Source organism: Ruegeria sp. P8 (assembly GCF_056534665.1).
In genome coordinates this window covers 566,712-586,311 of sequence record NZ_JBQERC010000001.1, presented here as the reverse complement: position 1 = coordinate 586,311, position 19,600 = coordinate 566,712, and the positions used below count along the sequence as shown (strand labels likewise).

Here is a 19,600-nt window from a genome sequence, read left to right as displayed (position 1 = left end):
CTGGGGAGTAACCAATGAAAAACCTGATTCTGTCCACTGCAGCCCTGGCGCTGACTGCTGGTATCGCGATGGCCGACACGGTCCGCATGGGCACCGAGGGCGCCTACCCTCCGTACAACTTCATCAACGATGCAGGTGAAATCGACGGGTTCGAGCGTGAAGTCGGCGACGAGCTGTGCAAACGCGCTAACCTGGAGTGTGAATGGGTCAAGAACGACTGGGATTCGATCATTCCGAACCTGGTCTCGGGCAACTACGACACCATCATCGCCGGTATGTCGATCACAGCCGAACGTGATGAGGTCATCGACTTTACCCAAGACTATTACCCGCCGACCGCGTCGGCCTATGTCGCGACCTCTGACTCGGCAGACGTAACCGGCGGTGTCGTTGCGGCGCAAACCGCCACGATCCAGGCAGGCCACGTCGCTGAATCCGGTGCAACCCTGGTCGAATTCGCGACCCCGGAAGAAACCATTGCAGCCGTCCGTAACGGTGAAGCCGATGCCGTTCTGGCCGACCGCGACTATCTGGTGCCGCTGGTCGAAGAATCGGGCGGTGAGCTGGTCTTTATCGGCGATCCGGTTCCGCTGGGCGGTGGCGTCGGCATGGGCCTGCGTGAAAGCGACGGTGAACTGCGCGGCAAGTTCGACGAAGCCATCACTTCGATGAAAGCTGACGGCACGCTGAACGAGATGCTGATCAAGTGGTTCGGTGAGGGCACCGCCACATACGGTACTGACGGTTCGGTCGTCACCAACTAAGACCTGACCAATCCCGGTCCGGTGCTTTGGCGCCGGGCCGCTTCCGGCCTAGCCGGAACAGACGTTGGAAAGACGCCATATGTTCTCGTACTGCGCTGATCCTGACACGCTGGGCACGTTCCGCTGGTTTTCATGCTACCTGACCAATGGCGTCCACTGGTCGTTCTACCTGTCTTTCATCAAGGTTTTGGCCTTGCTGGCTGTGACCGCGCCCGTCGCTCTTGGCTTCGGGTTTGCAGGTGCCATGGCGGCGCGCTCGCATTTCCCCCCGCTCAGCTGGCTGGGCAAAGGGTATATCGCGATTGTGCGCGGCGTGCCCGACATTGCGTTTTTCCTGTTCTTCGTCATCGCGTTGGATCAGGCGTTTGAGTGGACGCGGCATAAGATATTGTGCCCGGACTGGACCGACCCAATCCGCCAGGGCAATGACTTCCTCGTTTGTCAGGCCGCCAAGCTGCCACTCGGGACCGCGCCTGAATGGATGCATGAAACCTATGGGTTTTTCCTGGCGGTCATCACGTTCTCTATCGTTTTTGGCGCCTTTGCGGCCAATGTCCTGTTCGGGGGGATGCGCGCCGTACCACATGCGCAACTGGAAACGGCCGAAGCTTATGGCATGAATCGCCGCCAGACCTTCTGGAAAATCCTCGTACCTCAGATGTGGGTTTACGCGCTGCCCGGCCTGTCCAATCTTTGGATGGTGCTGATCAAGGCGACACCCCTGCTCTTCCTGCTGGGCGTCGAAGATATCGTGTATTGGGCGCGCGAACTGGGCGGCACCAAAACCTCGAAATTCACGCAATACCCGCATGGTGACTGGCGCATGTGGTATTTCCTGTTCCTGCTGATCTTCTACCTTGGCATGACCCGTTTCTCGGAACTTGGGCTTGAAAAACTGATGCGGCGATTGTCACACGGACAGGCCACTTCTGGCGGAGAGCTTCTGCGCAAGGAGACCACGGCATGATGATCCGCGTTCAAGACCGCAACCGGGTGCCACACGCGATTGCACAGCAATCTCTTTCGCGCCCGCAATCTCCTTTCCAAGGAGCCCGAGCATGAGCTGCATCCAGACCATTCAGGATTACGGCCTGCGGTCGCTTGGCTTTGGCGAACGTCTGCTGCCCAAGACCGATTTCACCCTGTGCGAACAGTTCACCCTGATCGGCTCGGGCATGATCTGGAATATCTATTTCGGCGTCATGGCGCTGGCGACCGGGTTCTTTCTGGCCACCGCGCTGGCCGTCGGCAAAGCCTCGACCAACAAATGGCTGCGCAAACCTGCCGAATGGTTCATCTTTCTGTTCCGGGGCTCGCCTCTCTTTATCCAGTTCTTCTTTGCCTATTTCTTCTTCCTGTCGCTGAAGAAAACATATCCGATGTTCGACGCCTTCACCTCGGCCTGGCTGGGGGCGCTGATCGTGCTGTTCCTGAACACCGCAGCCTATTCGGGTGAGATTTTTTACGGTGCCCTGCGCTCGATCCCCAAGGGAGATATCGAAGCGGCAGATGCCTATGGCATGTCCGGCTGGTCGCGGTTTCGGCGGATCGTCTGGCCCACCATGCTGCGTCTGGCCTGGCCGGCCTATACGAACGAAGCGATCTTTCTGTTCCATGCCACCACGCTGGTCTTCTTCTCGGCCTTTCCGGCCTGGCAACAACGTGGCGACGCGCTCTATTACGCCAGCTATTTCGCGGACAAAACGTTCAACCCCTTCATCCCCTATCCAATTCTGGCGTTCTATTTCATCCTGCTGACATTGGTGATTGTCGGGGGATTTGGCCTGATCAACAAACGCCTGAACCGCCACCTGCCCACCGCCAAACGGGCAAAAATGCGGTTCAAACTGAACCTGGCGCGCTAAAGGACAGCGCGCCGTAAATTCCGGCGTTCAAGCCTACACTACGCTTGTAATACGCTTGGTGATGCGAACACGGACAGTCGATTTGGGGGGAATGGTACCGCCTCCCTGGCTTGAACAGGGGACCTCTGGATCCACAATCCAGCGCTCTAACCAACTGAGCTAAGGCGGCACTTTGTGAGGGGCGATGTACCGAACGCGCCGGGGGAATGCAAGAGGATTAAAGCCTAATTCTCCAGCTTTGTTCGACAAGATCGACGCCAAAGGAATGCACCGGTTTGCTGTCGATCAGTTCCCAGCCAAACGCCCTGTAAAGCGCGCAGGCAGCCGTATGACTTTCATGGGTCCACAAAACCATTTCCCGATATCCAGCCTCGCGTGCGAAGTCTGTACAGGTCTGTAACAGCCGTTTCCCCAACCCAAGTCCGCGCGCTTCGGGGACAAGCAGGAAGAGGCGCAGTTTGGCGGTTGTCTGGTCAACACGCACGCAGAAGATGCTACCCAATCTTTGCCCAGCCCGTTCAGCAATCCAGCCTTTTTCAAAGGACGGGTCATTGTTGGCAATGAACTCCTCAAGGATGCGCGCAACCAATGGGGCAAAGCTGTCATCAAATCCTTCGTCGCGCGCATAGAGTAACCCGTGCTGTCCAACCAGCCACGCGGCATCATCGGGGCGAAACGTTCTGAGAACCACATTTTCCATGTCTTATCTGACCGCAAAGGTGACTTGATTCTCAACCCCGTGCGCGCTAGCACGAATGCTCAGTCTCGGAGGCATAGATGGGCATCAATACCGAACGCGATATTCAGGCCAACCTGCAAATCGGTCCGACCGATCAGGGGATGGTACGCTTGTTCATCGAAGCCGACGGCATCGAGATTCCGATGGATTTCGACCCCGAGGAAGCCGAAGAAATCGCCGATGAGATCCGCGCCGCGATACAGGCCGCCCTCGCCGTCAAAGGCTGAGCTTTTACAAGCGCGGATCGCGCAGCGCATGCAGACGGCGTGCTGCATCTGTTGCAAATTTCTGGATCATCTTCTTGCGCCGCGCCGGGGCAAGCTTGTCCTCGGGCGCCATGCGCACGATCTCGGCATCATAGGCGTCAGCAATGATCAAGCCCGTTTCATCAGGTAACAGATCGGTCGGAAACTCGGTATCCACGGCCCAGAAGAATCGGTCGCACCATTCCAGATAGCCCTGCCATTTGGCATCCGATTGATAATCGGCACGGCTGGATTTGCATTCGATCACCCAAATCTCACCTTTGGGACCCAGGCCCATTACATCGACACGCAGACCACGTGCCGGAACGAATTCTTCAACAGAAACAAAACCATGCGCGGCAAGGTGGCGTGCGACGCCACGCGCCAGTTTCTGTCCGGGCTGCAGATCTAAAGTCATGTCAGAAATGTGAACAATTAGGGAACAAAAGTAAAGTGCTGCGTCGTACTTGACATGATACCTTTGGGTGTCGCATTAATATGATACCAAATGGTATCTCTTCTGGGGTTGCTTATGGATAACCGAACTCAAAACGCGTTTCGTGCGCTGGCCGATCCCACACGTAGGGACATTGTGCAATTGCTCTCGTCTCAAGACATGACCATAGGGCAGTTGACAGACCGGTTCGACATGACCCGGGCCGCGGTCAAAAAACATCTGACCGTGCTATCCGACGGCGGCTTGATCACCGTTGAAACCCGCGGCCGCGAACGCATTAACCGTCTTGAACCACAGGGGATGGCCCCCGTTCTGGACTGGCTCAGATATTTTGACCAGTTCTGGGACGATCGCCTCAACTCTCTCAAGGAAGCTGTTGAAAGGAAATCGAAATGACCGATGCAGTTCTGAATAAATCGATCTTTCTGAGGGCCGAGCCGGAAACGGTTTGGGCTTATCTTACAGACCCGGATCGTCTGGCGGAATGGTTCCACAAACCTCAACATACTCTGTCTGCCGGTCAAAAGCTGGAGATGTTTGGCACAACAAGCGGCGACCTGTTGATCTGGGGTGAGGTTCGCGTTGCCAACCCTCCCAAATATCTGGAATACACGTTCACCGTAAAACCGATGGGCGACGCGGTGAGCGTGGTCAAGTGGACCCTGGAACCCGTCGCAGGCGGGACGCGCCTTGACCTGCGGCATGAAGGCCTGCCGCAGGGGGCCGATGCCTTTGGCCTGATCCTGGCGCTGGACAAGGGTTGGGACGAGCACTTTGGCAAGATGCGCACGGCATTGCACGAAACTGTTGATGCCTGACCCCTTGTGCGAACCCGTCATACGCCCTACTTAAGCGCGTGGCGGGTTCTGCCCTTCTTGTGACAGGTAGCATTCTGGTGGCCTTAAGCAATTCCGAGGGGGCTGGCTCTGTTCAGGTCCTGGCCTGATTACCTGGCGCCCACCTGTATATACAGGTCCTCGGGAATCAAACCACACGGTTGTTTGGTGGTCCCGCCACATTGCTGAATTGGCTCAGAGCACCACCAACGTCGGTCTTTACACGCCTGGATGTCATGCAGATCAAATTAATCCGCTCTGATAGCCCAATTCTTCCAAAAGCAATGCTGACTTAGTGTACCAGCCTTCCTGTTGAAACATAGCACCCATTCCCTGGCCCCAAGAATATTCATGCAAACTGGTTCAAGGCTATCCTTCGATGAGAGAAAACAATTCGATTGGATTAGCAAGGCCACGAACTTCGTGAACCCCACAAGGCAAAAACAGATCAGGTGAGGTCCCAGCAATCGCTGATGTTACCAGCACTCTGTGACCGATAGACTTGGTTAGACCTTCTATGCGACTGGCAACGTTCACTGCGCCCCCGAGAACCGTGAAATCAAGTCTTCCCGGACTGCCGATATTGCCATAGCTGACTTGCCCAACATTGATCCCGATTCCTACATCCAAAGACGACTTATTAGCCTCAACGCGGCGACTGTTGAGCGTCATCAAACCGGCCAATACACTTTGTGCGGCTTGCGCAGCCTTTCGGCATCGGTCGGCGTGGTCAACCTGAGTTGCGATGGTGAAGATCGAGAGAATACCGTCACCCATAAACTTGAGAACATCGCCGCCGTTCTCTTCTACGGATTGCACAACCAGATCAAAGTAACCGCTCAGCGCGTCAAAAACATCCACCTCGGGAGCGGCTTCCGAAAGAGCCGTGAAACCTCGCAAATCAGAAAACATGACAACTGCATCAACTGTCGTTCGTTCGCCCCGCTTGATCCGCCCATTCCAAACCGCATCAGAGGGCCCATCACCAAGATATGTTCGTAGCAGCCCCTTGGCTGACTTGCGCATTGTGACGGGTTCCAAGGCGGACGATAGAGCAGGCAGAGCTTCCTCAATCAATTCCAGATGTTGCGGTGAAAAACCGTCTGGGTCCTGTGTAACAAATGTACAACCGTGCAGAGATCCATCACCATAATACATAAGGGTGGCATAGTAGTCTGTGCCACCCGACTCAGCGAATTCAAGATACGATGAATGCTCGGTCCTTGGATCAAGTTGTCGCAGACTTTTATGAAGTGGCTTTCTGTGCTCCAGAATGTACTCAAATGAGCTGCCAACATACCCGTCTGTCGACATCGTTTCATGAGTTACGTCGTAGCTGTCGGTCCGGTCAGGGGTCCAGACTATCCCCCATGCAATAAGTAACGGATTGGCGAACCGCTGACCAATATTGACTCGCCAGAGTGGAACGCCTTCGTCAACTAATGACGAGCAGAAATGAGAAACTACTTTCACGGGGTCGCCTGAGCGGCGTCCTTCGGTAATCATCCAGTCGGTTAATTGTGGTACGGAGGCCATGTTGTCAAACTAGTCGCTTGGACAAGATGATCAAAGTCCCTTCCTATTAGCCGGTTATTCAAAGCGCTATATTGAAGGAATATGTTCAGACCAAGGCCCCAGATACGCCATTCTGAATATCCGCGATAGGCTGAAATCAACCGCATACAAACGTGACAGCGGCTGCATCTGCTTTGAAGCTGCAACAGTCAATGTCGGCGCAACCATCTCACGATATGCCAGAGAACCCATAAGAGGCTTGGTGTGATAAAGCCTGGCATCAAAATTAGCGTGAAACACTCGCCTCTTGCTTGATCGCAACTGTTTTCAAATCATCTAAAACCGGTGTTCCCCGGCGCGGGCCTTGCGGCTTTTCTGCCATGCTCATGATCTTGTAGGCGAACTGGACACCGGCAAAGACAATGCCGTTCATGAACCAGATCATCACCAAAGCGATAAGACCGATTTCCGAACTGGTTATCAGATGGCGCAGGTTTGCGACATTCAGCGCCAACAGGACGCCGACAAACACAGCCGAAATGACAAAGCCCCAGGCAACTTGCGTGATATAAAGGCGGATCAGTTTGGGCATGGCGAACCTCTTTGCGCTATGACATTCAAGTTAGCGCATATCTGGTTCTCGTAAAGGCGTCAGAATGCCTCGGGCTGTGCCTCACGCGCCATGTGATCCAGCACTGCGTTGACGAATTTCGGCTCTTTGCCTTCCGGGAAAAACGCACGCGCCACATCGACGAATTCGGTAATGACAACCTTTGGCGGCGTGTCGCTTTGGGTCAGCTCGGCACCTGCGGCACGGAACACCGCACGAAGGGTTGGATCGATGCGCGCAATCGGCCATTTGGCCACCAGTGCACGGTCGGTCATCTGGTCGATGGCCGCCTGATAGTTCACCGCATTGTCAACCAGGGACCGGAAAACCGAGATGTCGCCATCCAACATCTCCTCACCCTCATAGACAGCGCCAAAACGGTGATCCAGAAACTCATTCACGACAGCTTCGGTCGTTTGCCCGGACTGTTCCATCTGGAACAGCGCCTGCACGGCATAAAGCCGGGCGGCGGATTTCATCAGGCGTTTCTGGTTGGCCGGTTTCGGCGCGTCTGTCTTGGTCATGCTGTCGAGGGTCCGTTGCTGTCGCCCGCCACGAGGATGGACTCGGACGGCGGTTTGAAACCAACGCCCTTTTTGGAAGAGCCCCACTTACGGCTGAGCGCGATCAGATGCAAGGCCGCAGCAGCAGCCCCACCCCCTTTATTCATCTTTTTGGGGTTCGCGCGGACTTCGGCCTGCGCATCATTTTCTACGGTCAGAATACCGTTACCGATGCACAGGCCCTGCAGGCCCATCAACTGGATGGCCCGGCTAGAGTCGTTGCAAACGGTTTCATAATGCGTTGTCTCGCCACGAATGACGCAGCCGAGCGCGACATAGCCGTCAAAGTTGCACTGACGATCGGCCATTGCGATGGCGGTCGGGATTTCCAGCGCGCCGGGCACCTCGACCACTTCGCAGGTTCCGCCCGCGGCTTCGATTTCGGCCTTCGCGCCCGCAATCAGGTTATCGGCAATCGCACGATAAAACGGCGCCGCCACGATCAGCAGCTTGACCGGCTTGTCAAATGTCGGTGTCGGCAGAACGCCATGTTCGTCTTGAGCAGCCATGATCAGTCTTCCTTCAGGATCGAACGGGTGCCAACGATGGACAGGCCAAACGCGTCAAGCCCCAGATATACGGTTTGCGGCGAGTCGGTCAGTAGAACCAGTTCCTGAATTCCCATCTTGGACAGGATCTGCGCCCCCAAACCGGTTTGTTTGATTGTGCGCGGCCCCTCGTCGCCCGTGGCATATAGCGAGTTGCGCGGTTGACGGAACAGGCAGACCACGCCCCGTCCTTCTTCAGCAATCTTTTCCATGGCACGCGGCAGTTCGCGCGAGGATTTCGGACCAAGACCCAGAATATCGGGGGCCTCGTGCAGAGCATGGGTGCGGGTCAACACCGGTTCGGGTGTGGTGATATCGCCCTTGATCATGACCACATGTTCGATGCCATGGGTCTGATCGGTGAACAGCCGCATCTCCCACTCGCCGCCATATTCTGACGTCACCATCTGACGCGAGGTTTCAACCACCAGATTGTCGTTGCGCGACCGGTAGGCAATCAGGTCACTGATCGTGCCGATCTTCATGTTGTGCTCTTGCGCAAACTCAACCAGATCAGGCAGACGCGCCATGGTGCCGTCGGGTTTCATGATCTCGCAGATCACGCCCGAGGGGTTTAGACCGGCCAGACGCGAGATATCAACGGCAGCCTCGGTATGACCAGCACGCACCAGCACCCCACCCCGCTTGGCGCGCAAGGGGAAGACGTGGCCTGGTGTTGCGATATGGGCCATTGTGTTCTGCTCATTGATCGCAGTCGCCACGGTCAGCGCACGATCGGCGGCAGAGATCCCGGTGCTGACCCCTTCGCGCGCCTCGATGGACACGGTGAATGCGGTTTCGTGCCGGGACGAGTTGTTCACCGCCATCATCGGCAGCCCAAGCGCTTCGACCCGTTCTGCCGTCATAGGCAGACAGATCAGGCCACGGCCATGGGTGGCCATAAAGTTAATGGCCTCGGCATCCGCGAACTCGGCAGCAATCACCAGATCGCCCTCGTTTTCGCGATCCTCGTGATCGACCAGAATATACATCCGGCCGGCTCGCGCCTCTTCAATAATGTCTTCGATCGGGCTGATCGCGTCGCGCAGCCGGGCCTCGACCGGGCCGGGTGTCTCAAAGCTCATTGGGCAGCCTTTCGCATGGCATGTTTGAACGGCGGAATAGACCACTGAGGGCACAAAGACCAGTCCACAAACGGCGCAGGTCTGTTCCGACGCGACGTATCCTATCAGGACATTTCGGCCAGACGCGCCACATAACGGGCCAGCGTATCGATCTCAAGATTGACCCTGTCACCGACCTGCACGTGGCCCCAGGTGGTGACCTCTTTGGTGTGTGGAATGAAGTTGATGCCAAAATCGCAGTCTGTCACGTCATTGACCGTCAAGGATGTGCCGTTCAGTGCCACCGACCCTTTGGGCGCGATAAACCGTGCAAGATCCTTTGGCGCGCGCAGGGTGACGCGGGTGCTGTCGCCGTCTTCCCTGATCGCGATCACCTCGGCTACGCCATCCACATGGCCCGAAACGATGTGACCGCCCAGTTCGTCACCAACCTTCAGGGCGCGTTCCAGATTGACACGCTTGCCGACAGCCCAGGTGTCGAGATTGGTTTTCGAAACGGTTTCCGCGCTGATCTGGACGTCATACCAATCGTCGCCCAACGCGATCACGGTCAGGCACACACCGTCACTGGCAATCGAGGCCCCGATATCGATGCCCGCAGTGTCATAGGTGGTCCTGATCCGCGCACGCAGGTCTCCCTGCTGCTCCAGCTCGGCGACGGTGCCCATGTCGGTGACGATCCCTGTAAACATTCCGTTAACCCTCAGTTCCTAACCTGTGCCTGACTATCACCGTCGAGGTAAGGCCAACGGGCCGCGCGGGCAAGCCCTGCCTTGCCGTACACCCACCAAACGGGCATAGTTTTGGCAACAACAACAATACGAGCAGTTCGGATGCCGCACCCGCCTTCAAGGTCTCATGATCGGGTCTTCCTGTTCCTTCAGGGCCCGCACGGACCTTTTTTCCCGGCCTTGGGGCGTATGTTACGCGCCACGGGGGCCCGGGTCTGGCGGGTTGGGTTCAATGCAGGTGATCAGGCGTTCTGGTTCGACAAGGCGAGTTACATCCCGTTTCAGGACAAACCGGAAAACTGGCCCGCAACACTGTCCTCTTTGATCGCTGAAAAAGCCGTTACGGATATTGTTCTATATGGCGACACCAGACCCATCCATGCGCGTGCGGTCGAAATCGCGCGGTCGTGCGGAGTTACCGTACATGTATTCGAGGAAGGGTATCTGCGCCCCTGGTGGGTGACTTATGAGCGGAACGGGTCAAATGGAAACTCAAGGCTGATGTCGCTGGATATTCAGCAAATGCGTCAGGCCATGGCCCTGTCCGACCGAAAGGCACCGCCGCCCCCGTCGCATTGGGGAGACATGCGGCACCATATCTTCTATGGCGCCCTTTATCATTGGTTCGTGATGGCCCTGAACAGTCGCTACCGCAACTTTCAACCGCACAGGGAATTGCCTGTCTCGCAGGAATTCAGATTGTACCTCAAGCGGCTGTTTTTGATGCCTTTTCACCGTCTTCAGCGAAGTTTGGCGACGGCGCGGGTCAGATGGGGCGGATACCCCTATCATCTGGTACTGTTGCAGCTTGGGCATGACAGTTCAGTGCAGGCTCATTCCAGCTTTTCGGGCATGTGTGAATTTCTTGAGCTGGTAATCGAAGGATTTGCGCAGGGCGCGCCTGCCCATCACAGGCTGGTGGTAAAGGAACACCCGTTGGAAAACCATCGCGAACCGTTACGACGCCGGGCCCGCGAGATAGCCGGAAAACATGGCATCGGCGACCGGGTTCATTATGTGCCGGGCGGCAAACTGGCCAGATTGCTGGATGAGGCGAATTCGGCCGTCACCGTGAATTCCACCGCCGGACAGCAGGTCTTGTGGCGAGGCATTCCATTGCGCATTTTCGGGCGTTCGGTTTATGACAAGCCCGATTTCGTCTCACAGCAGCCAATCGCGGCGTTTTTCGCCGATCCCCACCACCCGGATGCCGAAGCCTATCGCTGTTATCGGCAATTTCTTCTGGAAACCAGTCAGGTACCCGGCGGGTTCTATTCAAGGCATGGCCGCCGTCAGCTGCTGCGCCGCGCCGTGGATATGCTTTTGGACACCAACGACCCCTACCAATCGGTTCTGAACACGAACGAGGCGCGAACGACACAGTTGAAAGTCGTCGAATGAAACGGGTGGTGTCTGACTGGAAGTTAAGCAACTTACCAGCTAGTCTGCACGTAACTACAAAAGACTGAGGATATCGGGCGGTGAAAGTCTCTCCTAGGCGATGGGTGCGGGGTGTGTCCCTTGTGGCTGCAATTGGCCTGCTGGCCGCGTGCCAGCTGCCAAAATCCGGACCGAACAAATCCGAAATTCTGGCCGGTTCAGTTCAAAACGGGGGCAACGCATATGTCGTTGAAGTTGACGACAACGTCACACGCGCGACGTCCGCCATTCCTCAGTATGGCTTTTCTTCCTCCTTCAGCAGTGCCCAGACATTGACCGCAGATACCGTTCGCCCTGGTGACGTGCTGGGGTTGACCATCTGGGAAAACGTCGACGATGGCTTGCTGTCCGGCGAAACTGGTCTTGCGACCGCGTTGAACGAGGTTCAGGTCGACAGCGACGGATTTATCTTTGTTCCCTACGCAGGCCGGATTCGGGCGGCAGGAAACACGCCGGAACAGCTGCGCGTTCTGATCACAGACAAGCTTCAGGAACAAACGCCGGACCCGCAGGTCGAAGTGCGGCGCGTCGCTGGTGACGGGTCCACCGTCTCGCTGACGGGCACGGTCGCCGCACCGGGCATTTATCCGATTGAACGGCCAACCCGGTCGCTGCTGGGTATGTTGTCCCAAGCGGGCGGAGTCTCGGTCGCGTCTGACATCGCGCTGGTGACCCTGATCCGGGGCGATCAGAAGGGTACCGTCTGGTACGAGGACCTGTTCCGCAACCCCAAGCTGGACGTCGCCCTGCGCGGTGGCGACCGCATTCTGGTGGAAGAGGACAGCAGATCGTATATTGCCCTTGGCGCAACCGGGGGCCAGTCGCGCGTGGCGTTTGAAAGTCAGGATCTGTCGGCACTGGAAGCCTTGGCGCAGGTCGGCGGTCTGCTGACGCTGTCCTCGGATCCAACGGGTATCTTCATTCTGCGCAAGGAACGTCAGGATGTCGCCCGCAGTATCACCGGACGGGCCGACCTCAAAGGGGATCAGCGCATGATCTACCTGCTGAACCTGACAGCCCCCAACGGCCTGTTCATTGCACGCGATTTCGTGATCCGGGACGATGATACGATCTACGTGACCGAAGCGCCCTATGCGCAGTGGAGCAAGTCGATCTCACTTATCGCAGGCGGTCTGACTCCCGTTGCAAACGTTGCCACGCTAACCGGCAATTGATGCATGCGGCCCGATCCCGACACGTCAGCCGGGAGCGGGCAAAATCGGCTGTTTGTTTATAACGGCGGCTTTCTGACCCAGAAACGTCTGAGACGAATTCTGTCGCTTTCGGGTTACGACATTCGACTGGGGTTTCCGAAAGAAGGCGATTGCGTAGGCGTCTGGGGCAACAGCCCGACAGCACATCGCGGTCTTAAGATTGCTGAAAAACACGCTGCCCCGATTCTGCGGGTCGAGGACGCCTTTCTCAGATCTCTGCACCCGGGCCGGAATGGCGAGCCCCCTTTGGGGCTATTGCTAGATCGTTCCGGCCTGCATTTCGATGCCGCCACGCCGTCTGAACTTGAAACAATGCTGGCCACGCACCCTCTGGATGACACGGCCCTGCTGAACCGGGCCCGCGCCGCGATCACGCGGATCAGAGGGCTTAACCTCAGCAAATATTCCGCCTTCGATCTCGATCTTGATTCACCCGATCCGGGCTATGTTCTGGTGATCGATCAGACGGTCGGCGATGCTTCAGTAACTGCAAGCGGAGCGGACCGCGCCCGGTTTCTTGAAATGCTTGTCTTGGCGCAGGAGGAAAACCCCGGCGCGCGTATCCTGATCAAGACACATCCTGAAACACTGGCGGGTCACCGTCTGGGGCATTTCACCGATCAGGACCTGTCAGACCGGATATCGCAGTTCAGCGACCCGATCAGCCCATGGCCGTTGCTTGAAGGGGCTGTTGCTGTTTACACCGTGTCCTCGCAACTGGGGTTTGAGGCAATTCTGGCGGGCCACAAACCGCGTGTGTTCGGCCAACCTTTCTATGCCGGATGGGGCCTGACGCAGGATGACAGACCCGTTCCGCGCCGCCAGCGCAGCCTGACACGGGCGCAATTGTTCGCGGCCGCCATGCTGCTGTACCCGACTTGGTATGACCCCTATCGCGATCAGCTGTGCGAGCTGGAAACGGTACTGGACACGTTAGAGGCAAAGACCCGCGCCTGGCGACAGGACAAGAACGGCTGGACGGCATCCGGGATGCGCTTGTGGAAACGCAGGCATCTGCAACAGTTTTTCGGGCAACATGGAAAGCTGCGCTTTACGGCATCTCAACCCGGCACACTGGACCGCCCCCACATGGTCTGGGCCAGCCAGGCAAGGAACACCGAAGGGGCGGTTCGGGTCGAAGACGGGTTCCTGCGTTCACGCGGGCTTGGGGCGGCACTGGTCCCGCCATTGTCGCTGGTGACGGACGAGATCGGAATTTATTACGACCCGACAAAACCCAGCCAGTTGGAAGAGCTGATCACTTTGCGTGAAACGTTGAGGCCGGATCAGGACCTGCGCGCGGAACGTCTTGTCGAAAACCTTTTGGCCGCCGGCCTGAGCAAATACAATACCGGCGATCCGACCAGCCCCCTGCCCGAAGGCCATCGTATTCTTGTGCCCGGACAGGTCGAGGACGACGCCTCGATCCTGTTGGGTACTAGCGCGGTCCGCAACAATCTGGACCTGCTGAAAACTGTGCGCGATGCCAATCCCGACGCGATCCTGATTTACAAACCCCACCCCGATGTCGAAGCGGGTCTGCGCGAAGGCAGGATCGATTCCGAGGCAATTGCCGACATTGTTTTAACCCAAACAGACCCCGCATCATTGTTGCCGCACGTGCAGGAAGTATGGACCATGACATCGCTTCTGGGGTTCGAGGCTTTGCTGCGCGGCGTGAAGGTTACAACTCTGGGCGCGCCCTTTTATGCGGGTTGGGGGCTGACCACGGATCTGGGGGTTGTTCCCGCCCGGCGTGGCGCACGACCAACGTTGATGGGCCTCGTCCATGCCACCCTGATTGATTACCCTCGTTATTTCGACCCGGTCACGGGGCAACCCTGCCCGGTCGAGGTTGCAGTTGAACGTCTGGCGCAGGGCACTTGTGCTCCGACCGGTCCGTTCAATCGAGTTCTGTCAAAACTTCAGGGCGTGTTTGCGACACATGCGCACTTGTGGCGCTAAACCTAGTCCGACGCCCTGCGCCAACGGTGCAGGATATCCCCACCCACCACTTTCGCTTCAACCAGTTCGAACCGTGGCGCGGCGTCCAGTGTCGTTAAAGCCAATGTTCCCACGGCAGCCAGACCTTCGGCTCCGATGGTCAATCCAGCGTTAAATCCGACCAGTTCATCCACCAGATCCTCGGCCAGCAGCGACGCTGCCAGCGCCGCCCCACCTTCGCAGAAGACGCTGGTCAGACCGGCTTGCCCCAACTGTTGGAGCAGATCGACCGCGTCAACCTGATGATCTTTCAACGCACAGGGGATCAGCTTTGCGCCCAACCCTTCCCAGGCTTTCGCGCGCTCGGCATCCGGGTGATGCGCATGGCAGAGCCACACAGGTGTCTTTGATGCCGTGCGGGCCAAATGCCCCATCAGGGATATATCCATATGGCGCGAAACCACAACGCGCACGGGCTGATGATCAATGCCAAGATCCCGAACTGTCAGTGAGGGATCGTCAGCCCGCGCTGTACCCGCTCCGACCATCACCGCGTCGTGTCGCGCACGCATGGCATGGACAACGCGGCGCGCCTGTGGCCCGGTAATCCATTGGCTGTGCCCGGTCGAGGTTGCGATCCGCCCGTCAAAACTGCTGGCCAGCTTGAGGGTCACGAAAGGTCGGCCCTGTTCGGTCTTCAGAAAGAAGCCCGCCAGATCACGTTCCGCCTGCTCTGCGAGGACACCGGTTACGACCTTAATTCCGGCCTCGCGCAACTTGGCAAAGCCCTGCCCCGCGACACGCGGATCGCTGTCTTCCACGGCTGCCACGACACGGGCGACACCCGCAGCAATCAAAGCCTCGGCGCAGGGGGGTGTTTTGCCGTGATGGGCGCAGGGTTCCAAAGTCACATAGGCGGTCGCGCCATGTGCGGCCTGCCCGGCTTGCGCCAATGCCTCGGTCTCGGCATGGGGGCGGCCGCCCGGCTGGGTCCAACCGCGCCCGACAATCCGGCCTTTGCGCACGATAACACACCCCACCGCAGGGTTTGGCCAGCACATCCCCTGACCGCGCCGCCCCAGTGACAGGGCCAGCGCCATGAAACGCTTATCTTTTTCGCTCACTCGTCCGTCGGTGGCTGCGGCGGGCGCAGTTCGTGGACAAACTCCTCAAAATCATCGGCCGCCTGGAAATTCTTGTACACACTCGCAAAGCGAACATACGCGACGGTATCGATCCGCGCCAGAGCTTCCATAACGATCTCACCGATCTTGTGGGACGGGATATCCGTGTCGCCCATGCTTTCCAGCCGACGCACGATACCCGAAATCATCTGATCGATCCGCTCGGGATCAACTGGCCGTTTCTGCATCGAGATGCGGATCGAACGTTCCAGTTTGTCGCGGTCGAAATCCTCGCGCTTACCATTGGTCTTTATGACAACCAAATCACGCAGCTGCACACGCTCATAGGTCGTGAACCGCCCGCCACAGGCCGGGCAGAACCGGCGTCGGCGGATTGCCACGTGGTCCTCTGCCGGACGTGAATCTTTTACCTGAGTATCGATATTTCCGCAAAACGGGCAGCGCATCCGCCGTCTCCTCGTCCCTTGTTCCGCCTCTTTTTGTAAGCGCTGCGACTTACTTATCCACAACTATAGGGCAGCAACTAGAGTTTGGGTAGTCGGAAATTTCAACCGCTAGATAAAGGGTCAGACAAGGTGCGCTGCAATCCGTCTCTGGTGTGGTGCCGTGCGGTGTTCAAACAGATATATCCCCTGCCATGTTCCAAGGCACGGGCGACCCTGCACCACAGGTATCGACAAGGATACCGGCAACAGCGCAGCCTTTATATGCGCTGGCATGTCATCGGGGCCTTCGTAAGTATGCCTTAGATACGACATTGACGGGTGATCGGATGGCGGCACCAGCCTTTCGAAGAACGCCCGAAGATCAGTTTGAACTTCGGGGTCTGCGTTTTCCTGAATAAGCAATGAACAGGAAGTGTGGCGAACGAAAAGCGTCAGTAAGCCATCCGTCGCCACCTGCCCCAGCCACTGCGTCACCTCGGACGTGAACTCGTAAAGACCTGATCCTTGGGTCCGGATTACAAATTCAGTCTGCATTCGCGGTGTCTCACCGTTCTGTCAGTCGTTATAGAACGGTCGATAGTTACACCTGGCATTCGCGCCTTGTACAGACATGCTGGTGCCAGGTTGAAAACCAATTGTAACAAAGCTGCTTGGCTGTGCATCCACATTCTGGGGCGGCTTGGTCGAGAACTGAACCGCCGTTTTACGACCGGTGGTGACGCTTGGCCCATACCCGCGCAACACGTAGATCCGATCGCGCCAGCCCGCGCCCAATGTACGCCGTGCATAATCCGCTGCCGCGCACCAGTATCCTTCGGTACGCTGGTCGCCGCGCGGAATAACTTCGAAATCGGTGGCGTTTATCGGCTCGGTCCGGTACCCGTGCGGTGCCGCGTCAGCCGTCATTGGAATGCTGAACGCCAGGGCGGCAATCGCGGCAAATGTCCGTGTATGTTTCATTGTCATTTCTTCCCTGATTGTGTGTCTCAAAAAGGTTAGGCCATAAGCTTCGTCGGCACAGGGTCGCTCACGTTCTGTTTAATCCGTCTCGTCCGTTGCGTGAACCTGCGTGAGCCATCCCTGGTATCTGATCAACAACCCCAGTCCCGGCGCGTCCGCAGACACATCAAACCGAAAGCGCCCCGCTTTGTCCTGCCATTCGTACGTTCTTGAACGCGGCAAGGTAAAAGATGGCATCGGGATGCCAAACACGGTCAGGCGGAGAATTTTGATATGCATCCCGTTTTCCTGCCAAACGGGCCTTAACCAGATCGAGACCGCGCCGAAAGATTCCCGAACACACTCTCTTTTCGTATCATATTTCAGAGTCGATCGGGTTTTGTGGCCCGCGAAATTCCGGTCCCATGACCAGATTTCGCCATTTGAATAAATCTGCAGGGAAACGGGGATGTCTTTGCCGTTTTGCGGAAACCCTGCCAGACGTGTTACAAGGGCAACCCATATCCCTTTGCCACGTTCGATGTCGCAGCGTCCCACAAAGCAGCCCTCGCTCATGTGCAAAACTCGAACCGCCTTTGGCAACCTTTCGATCGATCCTATCGCCTTAAGAAAGGGATCGCCCATCGCTAGTACCCGTATTCGGCAAAACGAGCCCTGATATAGGGACCGGGAACCAGACATGTCTTGGAACGACCAAAGAACGCGTATCTGTTTCGTGCGATCAAGCGATAGGCCGGATCCTTGATGGGCCGAGGCAGAAACCGGCATATTGATAAAAGCGACCACGGAGCGCGCAACTGTCGCATCGCCTCAGAAAATGCATCCAGATGCTGAAAAACAGCGCCATCCACGACCACCAGATTGGTTTGAAAATCCTGTGTGGGAAGGCCGAGATCTCGATACAGTTTTTGCCCAAGCGGGGACTGCGCCGTGGCAAATTGGAAAACATGGCGCCGGTCACGTTTCAGCATAAACTGGAAAAACCCCGAACACAGCACGCATTCGCCGTCAAACACAATCAGGTTTTGGTCATAAACCCCTGTATTCTCAAAAACATCTTGCAAGGTTTTTCACCGGTATTTTTGACTTAAAGCCAGCCTGACAAAACCCCCTGAGCGAAGCAATGCGACATGTACGAAAGGTATGGGGGCGTGCCGGGGAGCCTTGACCAGAGGCTGGTGATTTCCCCGAGGCTCTGACCTCATCCCCATAAAGGTCTGGACCCGGCAACATTGCTGAATTGGTTCGTTGCACATGGCGACGCTTGTCCATACCGGTCAATAAATTTCGAGAATTTGCCACCGATGGCTTGTTTCTGTGTGAAATCGACTTGTCAGCACCGTCGATCATGAAAGAGAATTCTGTAATAGTCCGCTTATGTATTTGAAAATTTGAGGTACTGCTTCGCGATGGATGTCGATATCGGCCGACTTCATCTGTTTGTTCAGGCACTGGACCGCTATTCCGGAAATGGCGATATGTCCTGTAATGTCCTGAAGATGGCAGGGCTGCGCCCTCAGGATATCGCGCCGCCGGTCTCAACCTACAGCGTACAAAGCGAGGCTTTGTTTATCCGTTATGCATGTGACGCCACCCACGACGTCACGTTTGCGGCTCGCACGGGTCTTGAGGTTACGTCAGCCTCGACCGTGATCGCCTATATCAGCAAGTATTCCCGCGATCTGAAACAGGTGATGGAGAACCTTTCGCGCTTTCACGGCATCATCGACCCTGCCATCGCGCTTAACCTGAGCGTCGCGGGTAACTTTGCGACCTTGGAAGCCGAGTGGAAAGACCCCGGATTTGCGCGGTATCACAGACGCACCGAGTTCCTGATATTTGCTGCCCTGGCCAGAATGCGGAACCTGACGCAAGTCAATCTCTATCCGATAGAAATTCGGTTTCAGCACAGGGTCGGCGACCACGCCCGAAGATTTGAGAAACTTGCCGGATTTCCGGTGACTTTTGGGGCCGAGAACCTCGAGATTATCCTGCCACTTGCCGCACTGGACCTGCCTGTGCCGACGTATGACCCCCAACTCAGAGAGCATTTGCTGGAATATGCAGATCGCCTGCTTTCTGAGAGAGGCGCGCCCAAACATCTGACCCGTGCCAAGGTCGAAGGGCTTGTCACCCGTTCCCTGCCCGGCGCAATCCCGCAGGCCGAAAGCCTCGCGGCTGATCTGGGGATGAGCCTTAGAACCTTCAGTCGGCGCCTCAGGGACGAAGGCACCAGCTATCGTGATGTTGTCGACGATCTGCGGTGCGACCTGGCGCAGACCTTTATCAAGAATGAAATGCCCTTGTCCGAAGTCGCCTATTCGCTTGGCTATGCCGATCAGGCCGCATTTTCGACCGCTTTCAAACGTTGGACAGGCCAGCCACCCAGCGCGTTCAAGACACGAATGGAACACCCGATACGGACGTGAGACCGGGGGTCATCAGCTTGAAAAACCTCGCCCCGGCCCGTCCCATGAGTGGACAGAACGGATA

The 19,600-nt window shown here is 57.0% G+C and carries 24 protein-coding genes and 1 tRNA gene; 10 read left to right on the top strand and 15 right to left on the bottom strand.

Annotation, left to right across the window (positions count from 1 at the left end; genetic code table 11):
• Positions 1-14: 14 nt before the first annotated feature.
• From ACR0BZ_RS02915 to ACR0BZ_RS02905, 3 genes are all read left to right on the top strand, one after another.
• On the top strand, positions 15-764 hold the full coding sequence (locus ACR0BZ_RS02915) for a transporter substrate-binding domain-containing protein (protein WP_267365285.1): 750 nt from the start codon (positions 15-17) through the stop codon (positions 762-764).
• A gap of 79 nt (positions 765-843) precedes the next feature.
• Positions 844-1,731, top strand: coding sequence for an ABC transporter permease (locus ACR0BZ_RS02910; protein WP_480919401.1), 888 nt, complete (start codon positions 844-846; stop codon positions 1,729-1,731).
• Positions 1,732-1,822: 91 nt separating this feature from the next.
• Positions 1,823-2,629 (top strand): ABC transporter permease, encoded by an 807-nt coding sequence (locus tag ACR0BZ_RS02905; RefSeq protein ID WP_209595834.1) that lies wholly within the window; start codon positions 1,823-1,825, stop codon positions 2,627-2,629.
• 92 nt (positions 2,630-2,721) lie between these two features.
• On the opposite strand, the gene ACR0BZ_RS02900 is transcribed toward ACR0BZ_RS02905, so the two are convergent.
• Positions 2,722-2,798 (bottom strand) — tRNA-His (locus ACR0BZ_RS02900).
• Positions 2,799-2,846: 48 nt separating this feature from the next.
• Positions 2,847-3,329 (bottom strand): GNAT family N-acetyltransferase, encoded by a 483-nt coding sequence (locus ACR0BZ_RS02895; protein ID WP_480486055.1) that lies wholly within the window; start codon positions 3,327-3,329, stop codon positions 2,847-2,849.
• A 77-nt stretch (positions 3,330-3,406) separates the two neighbouring features.
• Here ACR0BZ_RS02895 and ACR0BZ_RS02890 point away from each other — a divergent pair, with 77 nt between their 5' ends.
• A complete protein-coding gene (locus ACR0BZ_RS02890; protein WP_117869403.1) occupies positions 3,407-3,595 on the top strand; it encodes a DUF6324 family protein in 189 nt (62 codons plus the stop codon).
• Positions 3,596-3,599: 4 nt separating this feature from the next.
• On the opposite strand, the gene ACR0BZ_RS02885 is transcribed toward ACR0BZ_RS02890, so the two are convergent.
• Positions 3,600-4,031: an MmcB family DNA repair protein gene (locus ACR0BZ_RS02885; protein ID WP_480493473.1), complete on the bottom strand. Its 432-nt coding sequence runs from the start codon at positions 4,029-4,031 to the stop codon at positions 3,600-3,602.
• Between the two features lie 114 nt (positions 4,032-4,145).
• On the opposite strand from ACR0BZ_RS02885, the gene ACR0BZ_RS02880 reads away from it, so the two are divergent.
• Positions 4,146-4,466, top strand: coding sequence for an ArsR/SmtB family transcription factor (locus ACR0BZ_RS02880; RefSeq protein ID WP_480476940.1), 321 nt, complete (start codon positions 4,146-4,148; stop codon positions 4,464-4,466).
• Positions 4,463-4,888, top strand: a complete 426-nt coding sequence (locus ACR0BZ_RS02875) for an SRPBCC family protein (RefSeq protein WP_480604119.1) — start codon at positions 4,463-4,465, stop codon at positions 4,886-4,888. Before ACR0BZ_RS02880 ends, ACR0BZ_RS02875 begins: the two co-directional genes overlap by 4 nt.
• 387 nt (positions 4,889-5,275) lie before the next feature.
• On the opposite strand, the gene ACR0BZ_RS02870 is transcribed toward ACR0BZ_RS02875, so the two are convergent.
• The 6 genes from ACR0BZ_RS02870 to ACR0BZ_RS02845 all read right to left on the bottom strand — a co-directional run bounded on the left by ACR0BZ_RS02870 (position 5,276) and on the right by ACR0BZ_RS02845 (position 9,919).
• A complete protein-coding gene (locus tag ACR0BZ_RS02870; RefSeq protein ID WP_480919400.1) occupies positions 5,276-6,442 on the bottom strand; it encodes an adenylate/guanylate cyclase domain-containing protein in 1,167 nt (388 codons plus the stop codon).
• A gap of 265 nt (positions 6,443-6,707) precedes the next feature.
• Positions 6,708-7,013 (bottom strand): hypothetical protein, encoded by a 306-nt coding sequence (locus ACR0BZ_RS02865; protein ID WP_480919399.1) that lies wholly within the window; start codon positions 7,011-7,013, stop codon positions 6,708-6,710.
• A 59-nt stretch (positions 7,014-7,072) separates the two neighbouring features.
• The gene (nusB, locus tag ACR0BZ_RS02860) at positions 7,073-7,555 is read right to left on the bottom strand and encodes a transcription antitermination factor NusB (RefSeq protein WP_209504306.1); all 483 of its coding nucleotides are present in this window, start codon (positions 7,553-7,555) and stop codon (positions 7,073-7,075) included.
• On the bottom strand, positions 7,552-8,103 hold the full coding sequence (locus ACR0BZ_RS02855; protein WP_209595828.1) for a 6,7-dimethyl-8-ribityllumazine synthase: 552 nt from the start codon (positions 8,101-8,103) through the stop codon (positions 7,552-7,554). Before ACR0BZ_RS02855 ends, nusB begins: the two co-directional genes overlap by 4 nt.
• Before the next feature lie 2 nt (positions 8,104-8,105).
• The gene (gene ribB, locus ACR0BZ_RS02850; RefSeq protein ID WP_209504308.1) at positions 8,106-9,227 is read right to left on the bottom strand and encodes a 3,4-dihydroxy-2-butanone-4-phosphate synthase; all 1,122 of its coding nucleotides are present in this window, start codon (positions 9,225-9,227) and stop codon (positions 8,106-8,108) included.
• Between the two features lie 104 nt (positions 9,228-9,331).
• Positions 9,332-9,919, bottom strand: coding sequence for a riboflavin synthase (locus ACR0BZ_RS02845; protein WP_480919398.1), 588 nt, complete (start codon positions 9,917-9,919; stop codon positions 9,332-9,334).
• A 141-nt stretch (positions 9,920-10,060) separates the two neighbouring features.
• Here ACR0BZ_RS02845 and ACR0BZ_RS02840 point away from each other — a divergent pair, with 141 nt between their 5' ends.
• From ACR0BZ_RS02840 to ACR0BZ_RS02830, 3 genes are all read left to right on the top strand, one after another.
• Positions 10,061-11,359 carry a capsule biosynthesis protein gene (locus ACR0BZ_RS02840; protein ID WP_480919397.1) on the top strand — a complete coding sequence of 433 codons (1,299 nt, stop codon included), beginning with the start codon at positions 10,061-10,063 and terminating at the stop codon, positions 11,357-11,359.
• A gap of 80 nt (positions 11,360-11,439) precedes the next feature.
• Entirely contained in the window at positions 11,440-12,573 is a 1,134-nt protein-coding gene (locus ACR0BZ_RS02835; protein ID WP_480919396.1) for a polysaccharide biosynthesis/export family protein, read from the top strand.
• Between the two features lie 3 nt (positions 12,574-12,576).
• On the top strand, positions 12,577-14,577 hold the full coding sequence (locus ACR0BZ_RS02830; protein WP_480919395.1) for a capsular polysaccharide biosynthesis protein: 2,001 nt from the start codon (positions 12,577-12,579) through the stop codon (positions 14,575-14,577).
• Positions 14,578-14,579: 2 nt separating this feature from the next.
• Here ACR0BZ_RS02830 and ribD read toward each other — a convergent pair whose 3' ends face one another.
• The 6 genes from ribD to ACR0BZ_RS02800 all read right to left on the bottom strand — a co-directional run bounded on the left by ribD (position 14,580) and on the right by ACR0BZ_RS02800 (position 18,171).
• Positions 14,580-15,680, bottom strand: coding sequence for a bifunctional diaminohydroxyphosphoribosylaminopyrimidine deaminase/5-amino-6-(5-phosphoribosylamino)uracil reductase RibD (gene ribD, locus ACR0BZ_RS02825; RefSeq protein WP_480919394.1), 1,101 nt, complete (start codon positions 15,678-15,680; stop codon positions 14,580-14,582).
• A complete protein-coding gene (nrdR, locus tag ACR0BZ_RS02820) occupies positions 15,677-16,147 on the bottom strand; it encodes a transcriptional regulator NrdR (RefSeq protein WP_267367325.1) in 471 nt (156 codons plus the stop codon). The genes ribD and nrdR overlap by 4 nt, the downstream gene beginning before the upstream one ends.
• 120 nt (positions 16,148-16,267) lie before the next feature.
• Positions 16,268-16,681 (bottom strand): secondary thiamine-phosphate synthase enzyme YjbQ, encoded by a 414-nt coding sequence (locus ACR0BZ_RS02815; protein ID WP_480919393.1) that lies wholly within the window; start codon positions 16,679-16,681, stop codon positions 16,268-16,270.
• Between the two features lie 21 nt (positions 16,682-16,702).
• On the bottom strand, positions 16,703-17,107 hold the full coding sequence (locus ACR0BZ_RS02810; protein ID WP_480919392.1) for a hypothetical protein: 405 nt from the start codon (positions 17,105-17,107) through the stop codon (positions 16,703-16,705).
• Positions 17,108-17,185: 78 nt separating this feature from the next.
• A complete protein-coding gene (locus tag ACR0BZ_RS02805) occupies positions 17,186-17,731 on the bottom strand; it encodes a DUF4166 domain-containing protein (RefSeq protein ID WP_480919391.1) in 546 nt (181 codons plus the stop codon).
• Between the two features lie 2 nt (positions 17,732-17,733).
• On the bottom strand, positions 17,734-18,171 hold the full coding sequence (locus tag ACR0BZ_RS02800) for a thiol-disulfide oxidoreductase DCC family protein (RefSeq protein ID WP_480919390.1): 438 nt from the start codon (positions 18,169-18,171) through the stop codon (positions 17,734-17,736).
• A 345-nt stretch (positions 18,172-18,516) separates the two neighbouring features.
• On the opposite strand from ACR0BZ_RS02800, the gene ACR0BZ_RS02795 reads away from it, so the two are divergent.
• Entirely contained in the window at positions 18,517-19,536 is a 1,020-nt protein-coding gene (locus ACR0BZ_RS02795) for a helix-turn-helix domain-containing protein (RefSeq protein WP_480919389.1), read from the top strand.
• Positions 19,537-19,600: the final 64 nt, after the last annotated feature.